Annotated in this window: 17 protein-coding genes and 1 pseudogene; 12 read left to right on the top strand and 6 right to left on the bottom strand. The window is 38.2% G+C overall.

The window, feature by feature from the left end:
- Positions 1-1,498 (bottom strand): annotated as a pseudogene (locus AABB81_RS11945) (hypothetical protein); the annotation flags it as partial.
- Positions 1,499-1,774: 276 nt separating this feature from the next.
- Between AABB81_RS11945 and AABB81_RS11950 the strand changes: the two are divergent.
- The 4 genes from AABB81_RS11950 to sufD are packed head-to-tail and all read left to right on the top strand — an operon-like array spanning position 1,775 to position 5,681.
- Positions 1,775-2,104, top strand: coding sequence for a HesB/IscA family protein (locus tag AABB81_RS11950; protein WP_342160775.1), 330 nt, complete (start codon positions 1,775-1,777; stop codon positions 2,102-2,104).
- A gap of 20 nt (positions 2,105-2,124) precedes the next feature.
- The gene (sufB, locus tag AABB81_RS11955) at positions 2,125-3,573 is read left to right on the top strand and encodes a Fe-S cluster assembly protein SufB (protein ID WP_342160776.1); all 1,449 of its coding nucleotides are present in this window, start codon (positions 2,125-2,127) and stop codon (positions 3,571-3,573) included.
- Between the two features lie 36 nt (positions 3,574-3,609).
- Positions 3,610-4,347: a Fe-S cluster assembly ATPase SufC gene (gene sufC, locus AABB81_RS11960; protein ID WP_342160778.1), complete on the top strand. Its 738-nt coding sequence runs from the start codon at positions 3,610-3,612 to the stop codon at positions 4,345-4,347.
- A gap of 11 nt (positions 4,348-4,358) precedes the next feature.
- Complete coding sequence (gene sufD, locus AABB81_RS11965) at positions 4,359-5,681, top strand: Fe-S cluster assembly protein SufD (RefSeq protein WP_342160780.1); 1,323 nt, start codon at positions 4,359-4,361, stop codon at positions 5,679-5,681.
- 7 nt (positions 5,682-5,688) lie between these two features.
- On the opposite strand, the gene AABB81_RS11970 is transcribed toward sufD, so the two are convergent.
- Together AABB81_RS11970 and AABB81_RS11975 are read right to left on the bottom strand one after the other, a co-directional pair.
- Entirely contained in the window at positions 5,689-6,549 is an 861-nt protein-coding gene (locus AABB81_RS11970) for a cupin-like domain-containing protein (protein WP_342160781.1), read from the bottom strand.
- 13 nt (positions 6,550-6,562) lie between these two features.
- Complete coding sequence (locus AABB81_RS11975) at positions 6,563-7,909, bottom strand: serine hydrolase domain-containing protein (protein ID WP_342160782.1); 1,347 nt, start codon at positions 7,907-7,909, stop codon at positions 6,563-6,565.
- 110 nt (positions 7,910-8,019) lie between these two features.
- Here AABB81_RS11975 and AABB81_RS11980 point away from each other — a divergent pair, with 110 nt between their 5' ends.
- The 3 genes from AABB81_RS11980 to AABB81_RS11990 all read left to right on the top strand — a co-directional run bounded on the left by AABB81_RS11980 (position 8,020) and on the right by AABB81_RS11990 (position 11,524).
- Entirely contained in the window at positions 8,020-9,234 is a 1,215-nt protein-coding gene (locus AABB81_RS11980) for an aminotransferase class V-fold PLP-dependent enzyme (RefSeq protein ID WP_342160783.1), read from the top strand.
- A gap of 12 nt (positions 9,235-9,246) precedes the next feature.
- Complete coding sequence (locus tag AABB81_RS11985; RefSeq protein ID WP_342160784.1) at positions 9,247-9,882, top strand: DUF4377 domain-containing protein; 636 nt, start codon at positions 9,247-9,249, stop codon at positions 9,880-9,882.
- A 79-nt stretch (positions 9,883-9,961) separates the two neighbouring features.
- Entirely contained in the window at positions 9,962-11,524 is a 1,563-nt protein-coding gene (locus AABB81_RS11990; RefSeq protein WP_342160785.1) for a DUF1254 domain-containing protein, read from the top strand.
- Between the two features lies 1 nt (position 11,525).
- On the opposite strand, the gene rnhA is transcribed toward AABB81_RS11990, so the two are convergent.
- Entirely contained in the window at positions 11,526-12,020 is a 495-nt protein-coding gene (gene rnhA / locus AABB81_RS11995; RefSeq protein WP_342160786.1) for a ribonuclease HI, read from the bottom strand.
- Positions 12,010-12,582, bottom strand: coding sequence for a phosphoribosylglycinamide formyltransferase (purN, locus tag AABB81_RS12000; protein ID WP_342160787.1), 573 nt, complete (start codon positions 12,580-12,582; stop codon positions 12,010-12,012). Before purN ends, rnhA begins: the two co-directional genes overlap by 11 nt.
- A 170-nt stretch (positions 12,583-12,752) precedes the next feature.
- On the opposite strand from purN, the gene AABB81_RS12005 reads away from it, so the two are divergent.
- The 5 genes from AABB81_RS12005 to pyk all read left to right on the top strand — a co-directional run bounded on the left by AABB81_RS12005 (position 12,753) and on the right by pyk (position 17,078).
- Positions 12,753-12,986 carry an acyl carrier protein gene (locus tag AABB81_RS12005; protein ID WP_342160788.1) on the top strand — a complete coding sequence of 78 codons (234 nt, stop codon included), beginning with the start codon at positions 12,753-12,755 and terminating at the stop codon, positions 12,984-12,986.
- A gap of 85 nt (positions 12,987-13,071) precedes the next feature.
- Complete coding sequence (fabF, locus tag AABB81_RS12010) at positions 13,072-14,325, top strand: beta-ketoacyl-ACP synthase II (RefSeq protein ID WP_342160789.1); 1,254 nt, start codon at positions 13,072-13,074, stop codon at positions 14,323-14,325.
- Between the two features lie 6 nt (positions 14,326-14,331).
- Positions 14,332-15,066: a ribonuclease III gene (gene rnc, locus AABB81_RS12015; RefSeq protein ID WP_342160790.1), complete on the top strand. Its 735-nt coding sequence runs from the start codon at positions 14,332-14,334 to the stop codon at positions 15,064-15,066.
- A 117-nt stretch (positions 15,067-15,183) separates the two neighbouring features.
- The gene (locus tag AABB81_RS12020; protein WP_342160791.1) at positions 15,184-15,651 is read left to right on the top strand and encodes an IPExxxVDY family protein; all 468 of its coding nucleotides are present in this window, start codon (positions 15,184-15,186) and stop codon (positions 15,649-15,651) included.
- A gap of 2 nt (positions 15,652-15,653) precedes the next feature.
- On the top strand, positions 15,654-17,078 hold the full coding sequence (pyk, locus tag AABB81_RS12025) for a pyruvate kinase (RefSeq protein ID WP_342160792.1): 1,425 nt from the start codon (positions 15,654-15,656) through the stop codon (positions 17,076-17,078).
- Between the two features lies 1 nt (position 17,079).
- Here the strand turns inward: pyk and AABB81_RS12030 are convergent, their stop codons facing one another.
- A complete protein-coding gene (locus tag AABB81_RS12030) occupies positions 17,080-18,843 on the bottom strand; it encodes an aromatic amino acid hydroxylase (RefSeq protein ID WP_342160793.1) in 1,764 nt (587 codons plus the stop codon).
- Between the last annotated feature and the right edge of the window lie 280 nt (positions 18,844-19,123).

Below are 19,123 nucleotides of genomic sequence, written 5' to 3' on the forward strand. Positions count from 1 at the left end.
TCGTATCATTTATAACTACCGCTTGGGTCTGGGTAGCCGTGTTACCACTTGCATCGGTATAAGTCCAGGTAATTGTTGTACTTGATGTGATTGGTAAACTAACTCCTGTTGTTGCCGTTAAAGCGCCATCACAGTTATCTATAGCTGTTGGTGCCGTTAAAGATGCAATCTCACATTGTGCAGTAAGTGCTGGTAAACTTGCAACATCCGCTACAGGATCTGTCGTATCGTTAAGAAATGTTACAACTACCGTATCGGTAGCCGTACATCCTGTTGATGAATTAGTAACTGTTAAAGTATAAGTACCCGGCGTATCAATCGTTGGACTCAATGTAGTCTCAGCTGTAATCGTACCCGGACCTGTCCATAAGTAATCTAAACCTGGTGTAGTGCCTGAACCATCTAAGGTGATCGTGGTGATCACACAAGTAAGCTCCGCGGTAACGCCTGCTTCTGCAGTAGGTGAAGAAATTACAACTACATCCAAACTCTCTGTTTTTGTAATTGTACCAAAGTAAGTTACCGTAACTTCAAATGTGTAATCCCCATCTTCAAGCCCCGAAATGGAAGGGTCTTCAACCGTTGAACTATAAGTATAGCCATTTGGACCAGTACCAGACCAGCTAACAGCATAATCATTGGGGTCTCCTGATCCGATAGGTTCAAGATTTGTTTCCAAATCAAGTATAGCACCTTCACAGATAGGTGAATTAGAAGTCGGATTCAAAAAAACCGATCCTCCATTATTAATCAACTCTTCAAATGAAAGCTCATCATTCCCTGCATTATTATTGCAAACAGAATAAGTGTTATTTCCAATTACAATTGACCTGCTTGCACTGCAACTTCCCTCTTCGTCTAAAATTCCACCCTCTTTTATAATGATTACAACATCTTCAGGTAAGGTTAAAGAATAATTTGTATTTCCTCCCCAATCAATTACGCCATTGCTTTCAATTAAGAGCATCGCAAAATGAAATTCTGAATTACCTATGATTTGAAGCGTCCCTAAAGTCCCTTCTCCGATAATCAATGTTTGGAATGTACCAGGGACTTCACCATCGATAATAATGGTAAAATTATTGTTGATATAAACGTCATAGGAAGCTATTCCTCCTGCTCCGGGATAAGTTCCATTGTTTACAAAACTTGATCCGTCCCAGACCCCCCAATTAGACTGATCATCCCAATCACCATTACCTATCGCTCCATAGTCACCCACATTCTGAGCAAAAAGGCTTATGGAAAATAAAAGAAGGCCCAAAATCATTAAAATCCTGAGTCCTTTTGAAGAATAGTTGGATTTCTTAGGTAATTTTTTCCTAATAAAATCCATCCTTTCTTTAGGGTCTATTGTTAAATTGTTCATACAATTTGTTCTGTTATTGTTGTTGTTTGTTGCATGCGTAAATCCTGTTAACACAAAATTATCTTGTGAAAACAGGGGTAAAATGTACTTTTTTGATAGCCTACCGATCAGGGAGATGTCGGTTTTCATATCCTATTTTTTAAATTATCTATTTGTATGTCAACAATTTATCTCAAGGATATTGACATTAGCTTTACGGAAAGAGTGCATCCTTGTTAAGAAGATGTTAATAACTCGAGAAAATTGTTAATATCGGAAACGCAGCTATGCAGGTAATATTGCTCCTTTTTCGTGTTGCAAAAAAATATTTTTTATTGTGTTTAAGGCCTACTTTTTTTTTAGAAAATTCTTTAAGTCTTTATTTTACCATATATTTGCACTTATTTAGAATGAATCTAATTTGTTATGATAGAAGTATCCGAAAAAGCAAAATTGAAAGCCATCGAGTTGATGCGAGAGGATGGTTATGACGCTTCCCGAGATTATATTCGCGTAGGTGTGAAGAGCGGGGGCTGTTCTGGATTGTCGTATGAATTAACTTTTGATAAAGAAGAAAAGGAAAACGACAAGGTTTTTGAAAACAATGACATCAAAATCATTGTTGATAAAAAGAGTTTTTTATATCTGGTGGGTACTACCCTTGATTATTCAGGTGGGCTTAACGGAACAGGTTTTGTATTTAAAAACCCCAATGCCAACAGAACCTGTGGCTGCGGTGAAAGTTTTTCCCTTTAATTAATCTTTAATTTGATATTATGAGTAAGTACACCGAAGATGACTTAAAGAAAGAACTCGAGACCAAAGAATACGAATATGGTTTCTATACGGATATTGAATCCGAAACCTTCCAAAAAGGCTTGAACGCTGATATCATCATCGCTATATCCAAGAAAAAGAATGAACCACAATGGATGACTGAATGGCGTTTGGAGGCTTTTGAGATTTGGAAGCAGATGAAGGAGCCCGAATGGGCCAATGTAAGATATGAGAAGCCTGATTTTCAGGCTATCAGTTACTACTCTGCCCCGAAACCCAAGAAAGAATTGGAAAGTTTGGATGAAGTAGATCCTGAATTGTTAAAGACTTTTAGCAAATTGGGAATTTCAATTGACGAACAAAAGCGTTTAACGGGCGTTGCCATGGACATTGTAATTGATTCGGTTTCAGTAGCGACAACTTTCAAGGAGACCCTGGCCGAAAAAGGAATTATTTTCTGTCCTATTTCTGAAGCCATTCAGGACCACCCTGAGCTGGTAAAAAAATATATAGGTAGTATTGTCCCTAAAACTGATAATTTCTATGCGGCTTTGAATTCAGCTGTTTTTACAGATGGTTCTTTCTGCTATATCCCAAAAGGAGTTACTTGTCCTATGGAACTTTCCACTTACTTCAGGATTAATGAAGGGGGTACAGGTCAATTCGAAAGAACACTTGTGATTGCAGATAAAGGAAGTTATGTAAGTTATTTAGAAGGATGTACGGCTCCTGCAAGAGATGAAAACCAATTACACGCTGCCGTTGTTGAATTGATTGCTCTGGACGATGCAGAAATCAAGTATTCAACCGTCCAAAACTGGTTCCCCGGAGATGCAGAAGGGAAAGGCGGCGTTTACAATTTTGTGACAAAAAGAGGTATTTGCCATAACAATTCAAAAATCTCATGGACACAAGTGGAAACAGGAAGTGCTGTTACCTGGAAATATCCAAGCTGCATACTAAAAGGAAATAATTCGGTCGGGGAGTTTTACTCCATAGCCGTTACAAATCATTTTCAGCAGGCAGATACAGGAACAAAAATGATTCATCTTGGTAAGAATACCAGAAGTACCATAATCTCAAAAGGGATATCGGCAGGGAAATCACAAAATTCATATAGAGGCCTTGTCCAGGTCGGGGCTCGTGCTGAAAATGCTAGAAATTTTTCACAATGTGATTCTCTGTTAATGGGTAATGAGTGCGGTGCACATACCTTTCCTTATATAGAAGCAAAAAATAAAACGGCTCAAATAGAGCACGAGGCTACCACAAGTAAAATTGGAGAAGACCAATTGTTCTACTGCAACCAAAGAGGTATTGATACTGAAAAAGCAATCGCCTTAATCGTCAATGGTTTCAGCAAGGAAGTATTAAATAAACTTCCAATGGAATTTGCCGTAGAAGCCCAAAAATTATTGGAAATCTCACTTGAGGGATCCGTCGGATAACAAAGAACAAAACATAAAGACTTTAAGATATTTAAAATGCTACATATAAAAAATCTACATGCCGGAATTGACGACAAAGAAATCCTAAGGGGAATTGATTTGGACGTCAAAGCTGGTGAAGTACATGCCATCATGGGACCAAACGGTTCTGGAAAAAGTACACTTTCATCGGTCATTGCCGGAAATGAAACTTATGAAGTTTTGGATGGTGATATCGAGTTTGAGAATGAAAGCATTCTCGACATGTCTCCGGATGAAAGGGCTCACAAAGGAATATTTATGTCCTTCCAGTATCCCGTTGAAATTCCAGGAGTTTCTACTACAAATTTCATCAAAGCTGCCATTAACGCAAAAAGAAAGGCTCTTGGGCTGGAGGATCTGCCGGCAAGAGATATGCTTAAACTCATCAGGGAAAAGTCAGAATTACTTGAAATGGATAGAAAGTTTCTTTCCAGGTCTTTAAATGAAGGATTTTCGGGTGGTGAGAAAAAACGTAATGAGATCTTTCAAATGGCGATGCTTGAACCAAGTTTGGCCATCCTTGATGAAACTGATTCAGGTTTAGATATTGATGCCTTAAAAATAGTTGCCAACGGAGTCAATAAATTGAGAAACGAGAATAATGCGGTGATTGTCATTACCCATTACCAGCGTTTGCTTGACTATATTATTCCTGATTTTGTTCACGTTTTACATAATGGTAAAATCGTTAAATCTGGAGGAAAAGAGCTTGCACATGAGTTGGAAGACAAGGGTTATGATTGGTTGAAATAGTTGGAAGTGATATGGATTTAAAAGAAAAATTAGTAGCCTCTTTTATGGCTTTTGAGAATAAAGGTAATGTGGATCTGGATTCTAAAATACACGGAATCAGATCAGCTGCTATTGAACAATTTGAAAAATCAGGTTTCCCTGACAGAAAAGATGAGGAATGGAAATATACTTCTCTGAACTCATTGATTAAAAATGATTTCAGTGTATTCCCGGAGGCTGATACCGCCATAGAATTAAAAGAGGTCAAAAAATATTTTCTACACGAAATTGAATCGTATAAAATCGTTTTTATTGATGGGGCTTACAGTTCGTTTTTGTCAGACACCACTCATGAGGGAGCAGATATCTGTATCCTGTCATCGGCATTGAAGCAACCTAAATACAAAATGGTAGTCGATCACTATTTTGGTACTGTTGCGTCAAAAAGTGAGAGTCTCACTTCATTGAATACCGCCTTCTCCAAAGAGGGGGCCTTTATCAATATTCCAAAAAATATCGTACTCCCAAAACCAATTCAGATCCTTCATTTCTCAACAGGAAATGAAAAGGAGATCATGCTACAGCCTAGAAATTTGATTGTTGTGGGCGAGAATTCCCATGTTCAGATTTATGAACGTCACCAGAACCTTGGGAATAATCTGGTATTGACTAATGCCGTAACAGAAGTCTTCGCTCATAAAAGAGCCATAGCCGATATTTACAAGATTCAGAATGACAAAAATACGTCTTCGTTAATTGATAATACATACGTTCAGCAAAAAGACAGCAGTATCGTCTCTGTAAATACATTTTCCTTTGGAGGAAATATTACGCGTAATAATCTGGAATTCCATCAGGAAGGAGAACATATTACTTCTAACCTTAATGGAATAACCCTCATTGGAAATAAACAACATGTTGATAACCACACGCTGGTACATCACAAAAAAGAAAACTGCGAAAGTCATGAAATGTATAAAGGCATCTATGATGATCAGTCAACAGGGGTGTTTAATGGAAAAGTTATCGTTGATAAACTGGCTCAAAAAACAAATGCTTATCAGCAGAATGACAATATCCTTATCGGGGACAAAGCGAGTATAAATGCAAAACCTCAGTTAGAAATCTTTGCGGATGATGTAAAATGTTCACATGGCTGCACAATTGGTCAACTGGATAATAGTGCCCTATTTTATTTGCAATCAAGAGGTATCCCCAAAAAAGAAGCCAAAGCGTTGATGTTATTTGCCTTTTGTAATGACGTAGTTGAAAAAATAAAAATTCCCGGACTCAAATCAAGGATAAATAAATTACTCGCTGAGAAACTTCAAGTTGAATTGGGAATGGAGATGTAAATTGCATCTATAAGCCTGAATGGGTATTCTTTATTGCTTTTTCATTTTTCTCATCAATCCATTTCTGGCCTTTAACGCGTCTCATAAGGTTATCTATATTCCTCATGATAAATATGTTATAGATGGCCTTGGATAAGTTTTTAGGATTCATGGCTATTGCCCTCATGCTCATTGAAAATCCCGGTGTGATATATCGCATATAGTGCCAGTAACCTTCAGGCATATAAAGGGTATTCCCATGTTCCAGTTCAGTTCTATACCCTTTGGCATTTTTTAAAGCAGGCCATTGATTGAAATCAGGATTTGAAAAATCTATAGATTCATGGGTAATCAGTGAATGCGGGATCTTATACAAATGCTTTCTTTCTTCATTAGGGTACAGTATACACTCTTTTTTACCTTGAAAATGAAAGTGAAGGATGTTAGCCAAGTCTATATCATAGTGCATAAAAGTGTGAGAGTCTTCCCCTCCGAAAAAAAGCATGGGCAAGGATTTCAAAAGCTTCAAACCTATATCGGGAAAATCAAAATCCTCCTGTAACTCAGGAACCTCCTTTAAAACATTGTATAAAAAAATTCGGTATTTGGTTGGCTCCCTTTGCAACAGGTTTATATACTGGCTCATTGTCATTGAGGCATGCGGTTCATTAAACCCATCTTTATACGTCACCGGGCGATCATCGTAGAGCGGGACGATCTTATCCCCCACTTTTTCCTTTATATAGTCAAAATTCCATTTAGCATTAGCCGGCCAGTCATCGGCAAGATTTTCAATCACCACAGGAATCTGAGGTTTTAGGTAGTTTTGAACAAAATCTGATTTTGAAATAGTTTTTACCCTGTCAATATGTTGAAGATTCAACTCCATATCATCTCAATGTTTATTCTATACTGTTAACGATGTCTCGCAAGAATCCGTTAAGGTCAAATTTTGGTTCAGATACCAAGCCTGTTCTTACCACTACAAGGTTACGACTGGGTATGATGAAAACATACTGTCCTTTAAATCCGTTACTGGAATACATATCTTTTGGAACATCTGGATGATAACCACCGGCATTTAACCAAAACTGTGCGCCATACCTGCCCTCAGAAGTATTTGTGGGGGTTGCTGCATATTGTACCCATGAACTGTCTACTACCTGCACTCCGTTCCAATTGCCTTCATGCAAATATAACAATCCGAATTTCGCCCAGTCTCTTGTTGTTGCCCAGGCATAAGATGACCCGATATAGTTCCCCGCCAAATCAGTTTCAACTAAGGCCGAATGCATTCCAATCTTATCGATCAATTCACTATACCAGAAATCGAGGTAGTCCTGATGGCTATCAAATTCCTTTCTGAGAAGCGGCCCCGATAGTATATTGGTGGTGCCCGAAGAATAATTCCATAATTGATCAGGTTCCCCAACCAATTGATTGGCTATTTGAACCTGGCCCATGTCACTTTCCAGATACAGCATCTTTGTGACATCCGATATGTTAAAATATTCTTCATCCCAAGCCAATCCACTGTTCATATGTAGCAAATCATTATAAGTGATATGCTGTCTTTCATCTTCTGCCCAAGCTTCCAAACCCGCTTTTTCATTGATCTCGATGCTGCCTTGTCGTTGCAATATTCCATACAAAGTACCGGTCAGACTTTTGGTCATGGACCATCCATGCATAAGCGAGGAATCATCAAATCCATCCGCATATTTCTCGGCAATAATATGGTCCTTATAAAGAACAAGCACTGATCGTGTCTGCTGTTTTTTTTCTCCTGCTTCATCAAAGGAGTTGTTTACAGCCTTTTGAAGTTTATCATAATTGACCTCACCAAAAATCGTGTCTTTTTGAGGTAGCTCTCCATATGGATATGGCATCATTTTTTTTGAGAAAATGCGATTTGGAACTTTAAACTTCCTTCCTTTAACATAGTCATCATTAACCAGAATAGCACCCAAACCATCGACATAAATCGCTTTTCTTGTCATCAAACCAAATAGGGATGCGGTTACTGATTTTTCAATAGTATCTATCTGGTAAGAGGCTAAGTTGATAGGTAAAAATCCATTATCCTGTTTTTCCATTGACAGCCGATCTCTATTGGCCAGAAACAAGCCCGATGCCATATTCTTACTGGCATAACCTGTTACAATGTTCAGGGCAGGATAATAAGTATAACCCAGGTAGATGATACAGATCAAAACTACAATTAAGAGGTACTTACGTTTTTTATTCATGAGAATCGGATTATTAACTTGGGTAAAAATAACAAATTTTTCAATTCATATTTCGAGGCCTTGCCGGCTTACTATCGTATATTTGTATTTTGAATGGATCTAAATAAAATATGTTCGACGTAGAAAAAATAAGAAAGGATTTTCCTATTCTCAATCGCAAGGTCAATGGGAAGCCATTGGTCTATTTTGACAATGCTGCCACTTCGCAGAAACCTCAGGTCATGATGGATTCCATTGTTGACTATTACAGTAACTTTAACGCCAATATCCATAGAGGGGTACATACCTTGAGTCAGGAAGCTACCAATGCTTATGAGGAGGCCCGAATTAAAATTCAAAACCATTTTAATGCAGCCAAGTCCCATGAAATCATATTGACATCGGGTACAACCCATAGTATCAATATGGTAGCATCCGGATTTTCTTCTTTGCTTAAACATGAAGACGAAGTCATTGTTTCTGCACTTGAGCATCATTCAAATATAGTACCCTGGCAAATGTTATGCGAAAGAACAGGTGCGGTGCTTAAGGTAATTCCGATGACGCTTAAAGGAGAATTGGATATAGACGCTTATGGAGACCTCCTTTCCGAAAAAACCAAATTGGTTTTTGTCAATCATGTTTCCAATGCCCTAGGGACTGTCAACCCGATCAAAAAAATTATTGATATGGCTCATGATTATGCTGCTGCTGTTCTGATCGACGGCGCGCAGGCCACACCTCATATAAAACCTGATGTTCAGGAACTTGATTGTGAATTCTATACCTGTTCGGCCCACAAGCTTTGCGGGCCAACCGGAGTTGGAATGATCTACGGAAAGGAAAGCTGGTTAAATAAATTACCTCCATATCAGGGAGGGGGAGAAATGATCAGTGAGGTTACCTTTGAAAAAACAACATATGCCGAGCTACCCCATAAATTTGAAGCAGGTACCCCTAATATCGCGGGTGTTATTGCTTTTGGAGTAGCCCTTGATTATATGAACAGCATAGGCTTTAATCAGATTGCCGCTTATGAAAATGAATTACTTCATTACGCTACGAATAAACTTCTGGAAATTGACAAGATGGTACTTTATGGTACTTCTAAAGAAAAGACTGCTGTAATTTCATTCAATATTGAAGGAATCCATCCTTATGATATTGGATCAATTATAGACAAGTTGGGAATTGCTGTAAGGACCGGACATCATTGTGCCCAACCCATTATGGATTATTATAAAATTCCTGGTACAGTTCGTGCTTCCTTCTCTTTTTATAACACAAAGGAGGAAATTGATATTTTTATCGAGGCGCTGATAAGAGCGAAAACAATGCTATCTTAATTTAATATTACTATGAAATATTTGTTCCTGTTGATCGCAATGTCCTGCACTTCAAACAATGAAGTTCAATCTAAAGTGTTGATTGTCGCTGATCATATAGAAAATTGCATCGGGGTTGGCCCGCAGTCATGTATGCTTGTAAAAGAAAATCCAGAAGATGAATGGACTTTTTTCTATGATCAAATAGAGGGCTTCGAATACGAAGAAGGATACACCTATGAGTTACTGGTAAATGAAATCCCAGTGGAAAATCCTGCTGCTGACGCCTCCTCCATTCGTTATAAATTAAAAAATATCATCTCTAAAATACCTACTCTTTATGATTCTGATCTGATAAAAGAATGGACGGTTATCAAAATTAAAGGATTGGAACAATTAAGTAACTCACCAACTATGATCTTTGAAAAAAAAGACGCCAAGGTTGCTGGTTTTGCCGGTTGTAACAATTATTTTGCCACCTATAATGTTTCCGGAAACGCTTTGAGTTTTGGGCCTGCGGGTGCTACCAGAAAATTGTGTCCTGACATGAGTGTTGAGGATGTGTTCTTTAAGAATTTACCTAATATCTCCCGCTTTGAGATAGTCAAAAAGGAACTTTATCTCTATGACAAGAATGATGAATTGCTTATCTTAGCTATATCTCAATAATCAAAGATTTTTGTCTTAAAAAAATACATGAGGATGTTTACTGAGGTAAACATCCTCTTTCTTAAAAAACCCAATACCAATGAAATGTCCCCCCTTGATTTCTACTGGCCTTATTGTAGCAATGATGGCTTGCCAACCTGCAGAAAAAGAAACTAAAATCGAATCGGTTACAGCGCCACAGAGTACCACTTATTCACAAACAACTGACATTCCGGAAGGGTTAAAAACACCCGATCACGTAGAAACTTCTATAGGAACTCTTGATTTTTTTGATGGGGTTCCAAGCAAAAATACTGCAGATAATGTTTATGACTACCTCGATAGGATGAGAGGAGTTGATGCTTTTTTAAAAGGAATGCCGGGAGCTTCTGTTCGAGGATTGATCCTTGGCCCTCAACAACTCGGCGCCACAAAATACAATCAGGTATTGATCACGGATAAGTTAATGGACTCGAAACCATTATTTCTCACAGCCAATACTTCTACCTTATATGTAACCCCTATTGTGGATTTAAAAGCAGATGGACCAACGGTAGTTGAAGTACCACCCGGGATGTTAGGCGCATTTAATGATGCCTGGTTCAGGTATATTGCCGATGTTGGTCCCCTTGGAGAAGACAAAGGAAAAGGAGGCAATTACCTTTTGATTCCTCCTGGATACGATGGTAATATCCCAACAGGCTATTTCGTTTTGTATCCGAAAACATATCATGTTTGGACTTTTATGAGGGGTTCCATCGCGAACGGTCTAGAGGCTGCGGTAAAAAATGTAAAAGATCATCTTAAAGTATATCCTTTGAGTAAGAAGAATGATCCTCCTGCCATGGAATTCATTAGTGGTTCTGGTAAATCGGTTAATACCATCCATACGAATGATTATTCTTTTTATGAACATTTAAATGACTGGATCCAGTATGAATCGGATGAAATGCTAGATATTGAAACAAAAGGGCTTTTTGCTTCCATTGGCATCGAAAAAGGTAAGGAGTTTAATCCTGATGCTCGAATGAAAAATATCCTCACTGAGGCGGTTGCCATTGGTAATGCTATTGCCCGCTCTATTGTATGGTATCCAAGAACTGATGGCACTATGAAAGGCATTGAAGTTTATCCCGGCAGCGATAGTGCCTGGATCATGGGTTGGGTGAATAAAAATGTGTTTTTTACCACAGAAAACGGTGGTATGAATTCGGATGCACGGGTGATGTTCCACTATCCTTACACGGCAGTGACGCCAGCCATGGCAGTTTCGGTTCCTGGAAAAGGTTCAGATTATGGTATTGCTTTTGTCGATGCTGATAAAAATCATTTTGATGGAAGCAAGTCTTATAAACTGCATATTCCGGCTGATGTTCCTGCCAAAGACTTTTGGGCAATTACCATATATGATTCACAGACCAGATCCATGCTGCAAACAGATCAGCCATATCCAACGGTAGGAAGCCAATCAGAAGGTTTTATCCAAAATGAAGACGGTTCATTTGATATTTTTTTCGCTCCGGAGGCTCCTAAAAACAGAGAAGGAAACTGGCTTCAGACCATTCCGGGTAAAAGTTGGTTTATTGCATTTAGAGTTTACGGACCTTTAAAGCCTTGGATAGATAAAACCTGGAGGCCGGGAGAAGTACAGTTAATGCAATAGATCAGGATTCTAAACTAAGTTTCCCTGTCGTATTATTTTGAGAAAGTTCAAACCCTTCATCTACCTGGAGGGTTTCTTTTTTTACTGCATTTACAGCCAGTTGGTCGCAACGTTCGTTTTGAGGATGCTCATTGTGACCCCTGATCCAATGAAATTTGACCTTGTGCTTTTTATAAACAACTAAAAACCTGCGCCAAAGATCGGCGTTCTTCTTGTCTTTGAACCCCTTTTTGACCCAGTTGAATACCCATCCCTTCTCGACTGAGTCCACAACATATTTGGAATCCGAATACACCATTACTTCGATCCCTTCTTTTTTGAGCTGTTCGAGCGCCACAATTACAGCAAGGAGTTCCATCCTGTTGTTTGTTGTTAATCTGTACCCTTCTGAAAATTCCTTTTTATAAGGCTTGCCAACCCATTCCATAATGATCCCGTAGCCGCCCTTTCCTGGATTTCCACTACAGGCACCATCTGTGTATACGTTAACCCTCATGGATATCTTTTAATAGTTTTTCAATGACATTTGGAAAATTTTCCTGCTCCAAAACATGTATTTTTGCTGCGACATCCGCTGCTGTATCATTATTTTCAACCGCTACTGACTTTTGAAATATGATAGTTCCTTCATCGTAATTTTCGTTCACGTAATGAATGGTGATCCCAGTCTCTGTTTCCCGATTCGCAACTACAGCCTCATGTACATGCATCCCATACATACCCTTTCCACCGTATTTAGGAAGTAAAGCAGGATGTATATTTACGATGGAATTTTGAAAAAGGCCAATCATCTTATCGGGAATCTTCAATAAAAATCCGGCAAGAACAATAAAGTCAGCATGGCTACTTAAAAAATTTAAAAAAGAATCAGACTCCATTTCCTTTTTGCTAAACACCTTAACGGGGATTTCCAACCTTTTGGCTCTCTCTAAAACTCCTGCATTCGGATTATTCGTCACCACATAAGTCACTCTTGCTATTGCGCTGTTTTTAAAGTGTTCAATGATATTCTCTGCATTCGTACCAGAGCCTGAAGCGAAAATAATAATCCTCAGCATAATTAATATTTTGGGCGGTTAAGCAAAAAAAAGAATAATAATCAGATTGAAAAAACAAAAAGGAAAGTATTTGTCAATACAACCTTGTTCAACTTTTTTTTACTTTTTACCAATTTCAACTTAAAATATATTATTTTTGCCACAATAATTAAATTTAAAATTAAAAAATTATGTCAGACATTGCATCAAGAGTTAAAGCCATTATCGTTGACAAATTAGGAGTTGATGAAAATGAAGTTACAAATGAAGCTAATTTTACCAACGATTTAGGAGCGGATTCATTAGATACAGTTGAATTAATAATGGAGTTCGAAAAAGAATTTGATATACAAATTCCGGATGACCAGGCAGAAAACATTGGAACTGTTGGTCAGGCTATTATCTACATAGAAGAAGCTAAATAAATTTTACTTTACTTATAAAATTACGAGCTTTTCCAATTGGAAACGGCTCGTAATTTCTTGTTTTTATTAATACAATCTTTTAAGGATGGAACTAAAACGGGTAGTTGTTACAGGATTAGGTGCTTTGACGCCTATTGGGAATTCTGTTGAAGAATACTGGGAAGGGCTTGTTGACGGAGTTAGCGGGGCTGCTCCCATTACCTATTTTGATGCTTCTGATTTTAAGACTCAATTTGCTTGCGAACTAAAAAACTTTAATGTCACAGATTTTTATGACAGGAAAGAAGCTCGCAAAATGGATAGATTCACCCAGTATGCAATGGTTGTGGCTGATGAGGCTATTGCTGATTCAGGGCTTGACCTGGAAAAAGAAGATACGACTCGAATTGGTGTAATCTGGGGTGCCGGAATTGGGGGTCTTGAAACCTTTCAAAACGAAGTTCTCAACTATGCTGAAGGAGATGGTTCTCCTCGTTTTAACCCATTTTTTATACCAAAAATGATCGCTGATATTGCTCCCGGGCAGATCTCGATCAAACACAACTTACAAGGTCCAAACTTTACAACTGTTTCTGCCTGTGCTTCTTCTGCAAATTCAATTATTGACTCTCTGAACTATATTCGTTTAGGTCAAGCAGATATCCTGGTAACAGGAGGTTCAGAAGCAGCAGTTACCATTGCAGGTGTTGGCGGTTTTAATGCCATGCACGCATTATCTACAAGAAATGATGATCCAAAAACAGCTTCCCGTCCTTTCGATAAGGATAGAGATGGATTTGTTTTAGGTGAAGGAGCAGGGGCTTTGATACTTGAGGAACTGGAACACGCTAAGGCCAGAGGTGCAAAAATTTATGCAGAAGTAATTGGCGGTGGCCTATCGGCTGATGCCCATCATATTACTGCGCCACACCCTGAAGGGAGAGGAGCAAAAAATGTCATGCTAAACTGTTTAAAAAATGCAGGAATTGGCCCGGAAGAAGTTGATGCCGTAAATATGCACGGAACTTCAACTCCCTTAGGAGATGTAGCTGAACTTAAGGCAATTCAATCCGTTTTTGGCGAATATTCCTATAAATTGAACATTAATTCGACAAAATCAATGACCGGCCATTTGTTAGGAGCTGCCGGAGCTATTGAAGCAATTGCATCCATCCTTTCAATCACAAAGGGGATAGTCCCGCCGACGATCAATCATTTTACGGATGATGATCAAATTGATCCTAATTTAAACCTTACTTTTAATAAGGCTCAGAAAAGAGATGTAAAGGTAGCCATGAGCAATACATTTGGTTTTGGTGGCCATAATGCCTGTATCTTATTTAGAAAATACGAAGACTAATACTGCATGAATCTTATTCGCAAAATAACAAATTCTCATAGTGCTAAGGATGAAGAATTTATTATGGCGATGAAGAAAATTTTGGGATACCGCCCTAAAAAGATTAATTTTTATAAAGAAGCTTTTACACATAGCTCTTTAAAGAAGTTAAAACTCAGTGGTAAACCCATGAATTATGAGCGTCTTGAATTCCTCGGAGATGCAATTTTGGGGGCAGTAATTGCCAATTACCTATTTAAAAAGATTCCAACAGGAGATGAAGGTTATTTAACGCAAATGCGCTCAAAGATTGTAAGCCGCGAACATCTCAATGAATTGGGCAAAGACCTTGACCTGATTCAATTTGTTGAAAGTTCAATTCCCAGTTCTAATTTTGGTGACAATATTCACGGGAACCTTTTTGAAGCCCTTATCGGGGCTATTCATTCAGATCGAGGATATTCATTTACCGAAAAATTTATTTTCAGGTTTGTTATCGAACCTTACGTTGACATTGAAAGGCTTGAAGGCAAGATTACAAGTTATAAGAGTGTTTTGATTGAATGGAGTCAGAAGAACAGAAAAAGGATCAAGTACAATGTATATGAAGATACAGGAAATGACACCTTAAAGCATTTTAGTGTAAAATTGCACGTTGATCACGAGCTGGTTTCAAAAGGACGTGCTACCTCAAAAAAGAAGGCAGAAGAAATTGCTTCCAAAAGGGCTTATTATAAACTAAAGGCTCAGATAGAAGCCTGAATCGAATGGTTTTTTCCCCATTTTAATGTTCAATTAAACCAATTTCGCAAATATTTGAGTTGTTTTACCAAAACTATCTTTATTTTTGCGAAAATGATTTGAATCAAACCAATTATTGTGTCAAAAATTCATAGCATTGATTTTGAATACGATCATGATTATACTCTGATTGGAATTCATTCTGTTCTCGCAGACTATAGAATGGCATTTTTTTTGAATCACTACTTGAATATACAATTGAGACGATATAAGGATGATCTTGATTTTAAGTCAAGGAATTGCAGTTTCCCATTGTATAAATTTGAGGATGAAACTGCATTTACAACCTGGTCGTTGATAGCGAATAAACATGTCTTCACAGAGAACGTAAGAGCTGGTGGAGGCAATTTGTTTCCGGAAGAAACCAAAATCTCCTATTTGATTCCAGAAAAGAAAAGGGTAGATTATTTTATCAAAATTAATGGCTTAAAAGATGATACAGAATTCAATACCGTATTGACCGGTATCAATAAAATAAATAATATAATGGCGACATATGCCGTTGACCCTATGGATTTAAAATCAAGGGATAATTTAATTTTTTAAGAATGAAAAAAAGAAAAAAAACGAAAATCGTTGCCACCCTTGGACCCGCAATTGGAACCAAGAAGAAGCTAAAAGAATTGATGGTTGCCGGTGTTAATGTATTTAGAATTAATTTTTCACATGCCGATTACGAGGATGTAAAAACCAAAATCAAGGATATTCGTGATTTAAATAAAGAGAGTAATTATAATGTTGCCGTGCTTGCAGATCTTCAAGGACCTAAACTAAGGGTAGGTGTTATGGAAGATGGAGTTGTCCTTAAAAAAGGAGACGAATTTATGTTCACAACTGAAAAATGCACGGGAACTAAGGAAAAAGCCTTTATGACCTACCAGAACTTCCCAAAGGATGTTGAAAAAGGTGAAAGTATTCTGATAGATGATGGTAAACTTCTTTTTGAAGTACTTGATACAGACAGAGATACCACGGTTAGAGCCAAAGTTATAAGAGGTGGTAGCTTAAAATCTAAAAAAGGTGTGAATCTTCCCAATACAAAAATTTCATTGCCTGCACTGACTAAAAAAGATATCAAAGACGCCATATTTGCGATTGAGCAGGAAGTTGACTGGATCGCTTTGTCTTTTGTGAGAACACCTGAAGATCTTGTTAAATTAAGTGATCTTATCAAGGAGAAATCAAGTTATAAGATTCCTATAATCGCAAAGATTGAAAAGCCTGAAGCCGTGGAAAATATCAACCATTTGACCTCCTATTGCGACGGAATAATGGTTGCCAGAGGTGACCTGGGTGTTGAAGTGCCAATGCAAAAAGTACCAATCATACAGAAAATGCTTGTCAGAAAAGCCAAAGAAGCTCGTATTCCTGTCATTATTGCCACCCAAATGATGGAGTCTATGATTACGAGTCAAATCCCTACAAGGGCAGAAGTCAATGACGTAGCCAATTCCATTATGGATGGTGCTGATGCCGTAATGCTTTCCGGTGAGACTTCTATTGGTGAATATCCCGTAGAAGTGATCAAAGCGATGAGGAGTATTATTGTTAGTGTGGAGGACTCCGAGTTGATCGAAGGTTATGTTCAGGGAGTAAATTGCATCAATGAGCGTTATATCTCTAAAGCTGTTTGTAGTAACGCTGCAAAATTAGCGGATGAGATTGAGGCAGCAGCAATTACGACGCTGACCAATAGTGGTTATACCGCGTTCCAGATCTCGGCAAGAAGGCCAAAGTCAAATATATTGGCCTTTTCAGATAATCCGAGAATCCTGGCCCAATTAAATTTATTATGGGGGGTAAAGGCACAGTTCTACGACAAGATGGTAAGTACCGATGAAACGGTAGAGGACCTCAACAGGATTACGCTGGAGAGGAACTACGCGAAAAAAGGTGATTTTGTGATCAATCTGACTTCCATGCCTGTACATGACAAAGGTATGGTGAACACCTTAAGGGTTTCTCAGTTGTAGCTTATAAATTTAGAGTGTCTTGATCAGCCAAACGTATTCCATCTTTAATAAGTTGATTTACGTGCTCGTTGTGATAGGATTCTTCCAAATGAGACCTCACCTTGTTTCTGAATCCAGTCGAACTTTTAGAATTTAGAATTTCATAGATTTCAAGAACCAATAACCAATCATCCGGGTAGTTTTTTAAAAGCTGCCCGAATATGTTTTCAAGCACTTCTTCATTAACTTTTTGAGAAGCCCTCATCATACGCACTTTTTCATAAAGCTTAAACAGGGCCTCTTCTTTTTTAGAGTAACTAATTTTATGTGTCTTTTCCTTAGGTACTTCAAACTGCTGGCCAAAAGCATTGGGATCAGCAATGCCCGAAAAAGCCGATATGATAGATTCCCCTATCGCCATATCGTAAGTTCCCCAGGAAGGATGGAACAATACCTGGTCTTTGTAAGTCACCGTACAATTTTTCAAAGAAATAAGAATGATCTTTCCCTGTAAGTTACGCTTTCCTGTAATTATTTCACCTTCTACCAGGATGCCTCCTTCAAACAACAATCTGGTCTTTCGACCTTCATAAATTCCATAGGCCTCCAGATCGGTTGGTGACATGTTTTCAATAGGCAGATTGATCCCTTTTAATTTACCAACAGGAGATCCGAATCCATCTTTGTGGTATTTTTTGTCGTGCCCGATAAGTTCCTTATTCTTATAAGCCAGTGCCGTGGGTCCTTTTGTCTTGAGGTATACAGGTCTCATTCGTTCATCGCTGATCACATCAATAAACTTGCCTGAAATCTGAATTCCAGTACTGAGTTCTACAGTTCCCAGATTCATCGACTCAATCAATTTTTCAACGCCCTTTAAGCCTCCACTTCTTAGAGCCATCGTATTGGCATATTCCTCCAAAACAAAACTCAAATGGGCAAAATCAGGTGTTACAAATAATTGTGGTTGTGGCTTGGTAATATCAAATTCCACTCTTGAAGCGTCGATGGAATACGGTATCTTTTTTACCTGATCCCCCATGCACCATTTGCTTTCTCCAATTGAGGAAAGAAGCCCTGCCCCATAAATTTTAGGGTTGTCAATATCACCGATTAAACCATACTCCACGGTCCACCAATGCATATTTCTTATTCCTGCCATTTCACTCGGTGTGCCCATATGAGCTGTGATGTGAGCTATCTGTTCTTCTGCTTGAGATACCTGTTCCGCCTTGGTCTTTGGATCTTCTTTAATGATTGATAAATGCCTTATTGCTTCATACAATTCAAAATCCTTCGCTGAGGATATTGCCTTTGAACCAATCTCCCCAAACCTCCGGAGGTATTCTGCATATTCCGGATTTGCTATAATTGGTGCATGTCCTGCGGCCTCATGAATGATATCAGGAGCCGGTGTATATTCAATGTGATCAATGGTCCGGATATCTGCGGCTATCACCAAGGTATTGTAAGCCTGAAATTCCATAAAAGCATTGGGAGGAATAAAACCGTCAACAGATACTGCCGCCCAGCCAATATCCTTTAAAATCCTGTTCATCCCTTCCATTCTTGGAATTTCATCTACTGAGATCCCTGCTTTGGCAAGCCCGGGAATATAAGATTCATGAGCCACCTCACTTAGATAATCCATGTTTTTTCTCATGACATATCTCCAAACTGCCTGGTTTTGCCAGGTGTACTCATCATATGGTTGCTTTAAGATAAAATCCCTTAAATGATAGGGAAGTTTTTCCAAGACACTGTTTGACATATATTTTTGGCCCATGAATTGTCTTTTTGTAAAGTTATGCAATTTTAAAATCCCCTTCACTTTTTGGTATTAATAAGCTTTTTTATCAAAATGTGTCAATTTCATACGATTATATCATCATTGACTGCCAATTCTTAATATTTTTATAAAGAAGTAAAGAGAAATGATAAAATCAGCTTATGAAAAGTCCGGCAATATTTTTTTGTATTTGATCAAGTACTCAATTGGCATTGAAATAAACTATTTTTTTGAATTTATCAAGCTTATTTTTGGCTAAATTAGCCCCCAATAAATA

It is taken from the genome of Lutimonas vermicola, assembly GCF_038433205.1.
In the GTDB taxonomy this organism is placed as follows: Bacteria; Bacteroidota; Bacteroidia; order Flavobacteriales; family Flavobacteriaceae; genus Lutimonas; species Lutimonas vermicola.

What these genes read in the sequence shown, in the direction of transcription:
- AABB81_RS11950 (WP_342160775.1), top strand. Translation starts at nt 1,775, where the DNA reads ATGATAGAAGTATCCGAAAAAGCAAAATTGAAAGCCATCGAGTTGATG.
- sufB (WP_342160776.1), top strand. Translation starts at nt 2,125, where the DNA reads ATGAGTAAGTACACCGAAGATGACTTAAAGAAAGAACTCGAGACCAAA.
- sufC (WP_342160778.1), top strand. Translation starts at nt 3,610, where the DNA reads ATGCTACATATAAAAAATCTACATGCCGGAATTGACGACAAAGAAATC.
- sufD (WP_342160780.1), top strand. Translation starts at nt 4,359, where the DNA reads ATGGATTTAAAAGAAAAATTAGTAGCCTCTTTTATGGCTTTTGAGAAT.
- AABB81_RS11970 (WP_342160781.1), bottom strand. Translation starts at nt 6,549, where the DNA reads ATGGAGTTGAATCTTCAACATATTGACAGGGTAAAAACTATTTCAAAA.
- AABB81_RS11975 (WP_342160782.1), bottom strand. Translation starts at nt 7,909, where the DNA reads ATGAATAAAAAACGTAAGTACCTCTTAATTGTAGTTTTGATCTGTATC.
- AABB81_RS11980 (WP_342160783.1), top strand. Translation starts at nt 8,020, where the DNA reads ATGTTCGACGTAGAAAAAATAAGAAAGGATTTTCCTATTCTCAATCGC.
- AABB81_RS11985 (WP_342160784.1), top strand. Translation starts at nt 9,247, where the DNA reads ATGAAATATTTGTTCCTGTTGATCGCAATGTCCTGCACTTCAAACAAT.
- AABB81_RS11990 (WP_342160785.1), top strand. Translation starts at nt 9,962, where the DNA reads ATGAAATGTCCCCCCTTGATTTCTACTGGCCTTATTGTAGCAATGATG.
- rnhA (WP_342160786.1), bottom strand. Translation starts at nt 12,020, where the DNA reads ATGAGGGTTAACGTATACACAGATGGTGCCTGTAGTGGAAATCCAGGA.
- purN (WP_342160787.1), bottom strand. Translation starts at nt 12,582, where the DNA reads ATGCTGAGGATTATTATTTTCGCTTCAGGCTCTGGTACGAATGCAGAG.
- AABB81_RS12005 (WP_342160788.1), top strand. Translation starts at nt 12,753, where the DNA reads ATGTCAGACATTGCATCAAGAGTTAAAGCCATTATCGTTGACAAATTA.
- fabF (WP_342160789.1), top strand. Translation starts at nt 13,072, where the DNA reads ATGGAACTAAAACGGGTAGTTGTTACAGGATTAGGTGCTTTGACGCCT.
- rnc (WP_342160790.1), top strand. Translation starts at nt 14,332, where the DNA reads ATGAATCTTATTCGCAAAATAACAAATTCTCATAGTGCTAAGGATGAA.
- pyk (WP_342160792.1), top strand. Translation starts at nt 15,654, where the DNA reads ATGAAAAAAAGAAAAAAAACGAAAATCGTTGCCACCCTTGGACCCGCA.
- AABB81_RS12030 (WP_342160793.1), bottom strand. Translation starts at nt 18,843, where the DNA reads ATGGGCCAAAAATATATGTCAAACAGTGTCTTGGAAAAACTTCCCTAT.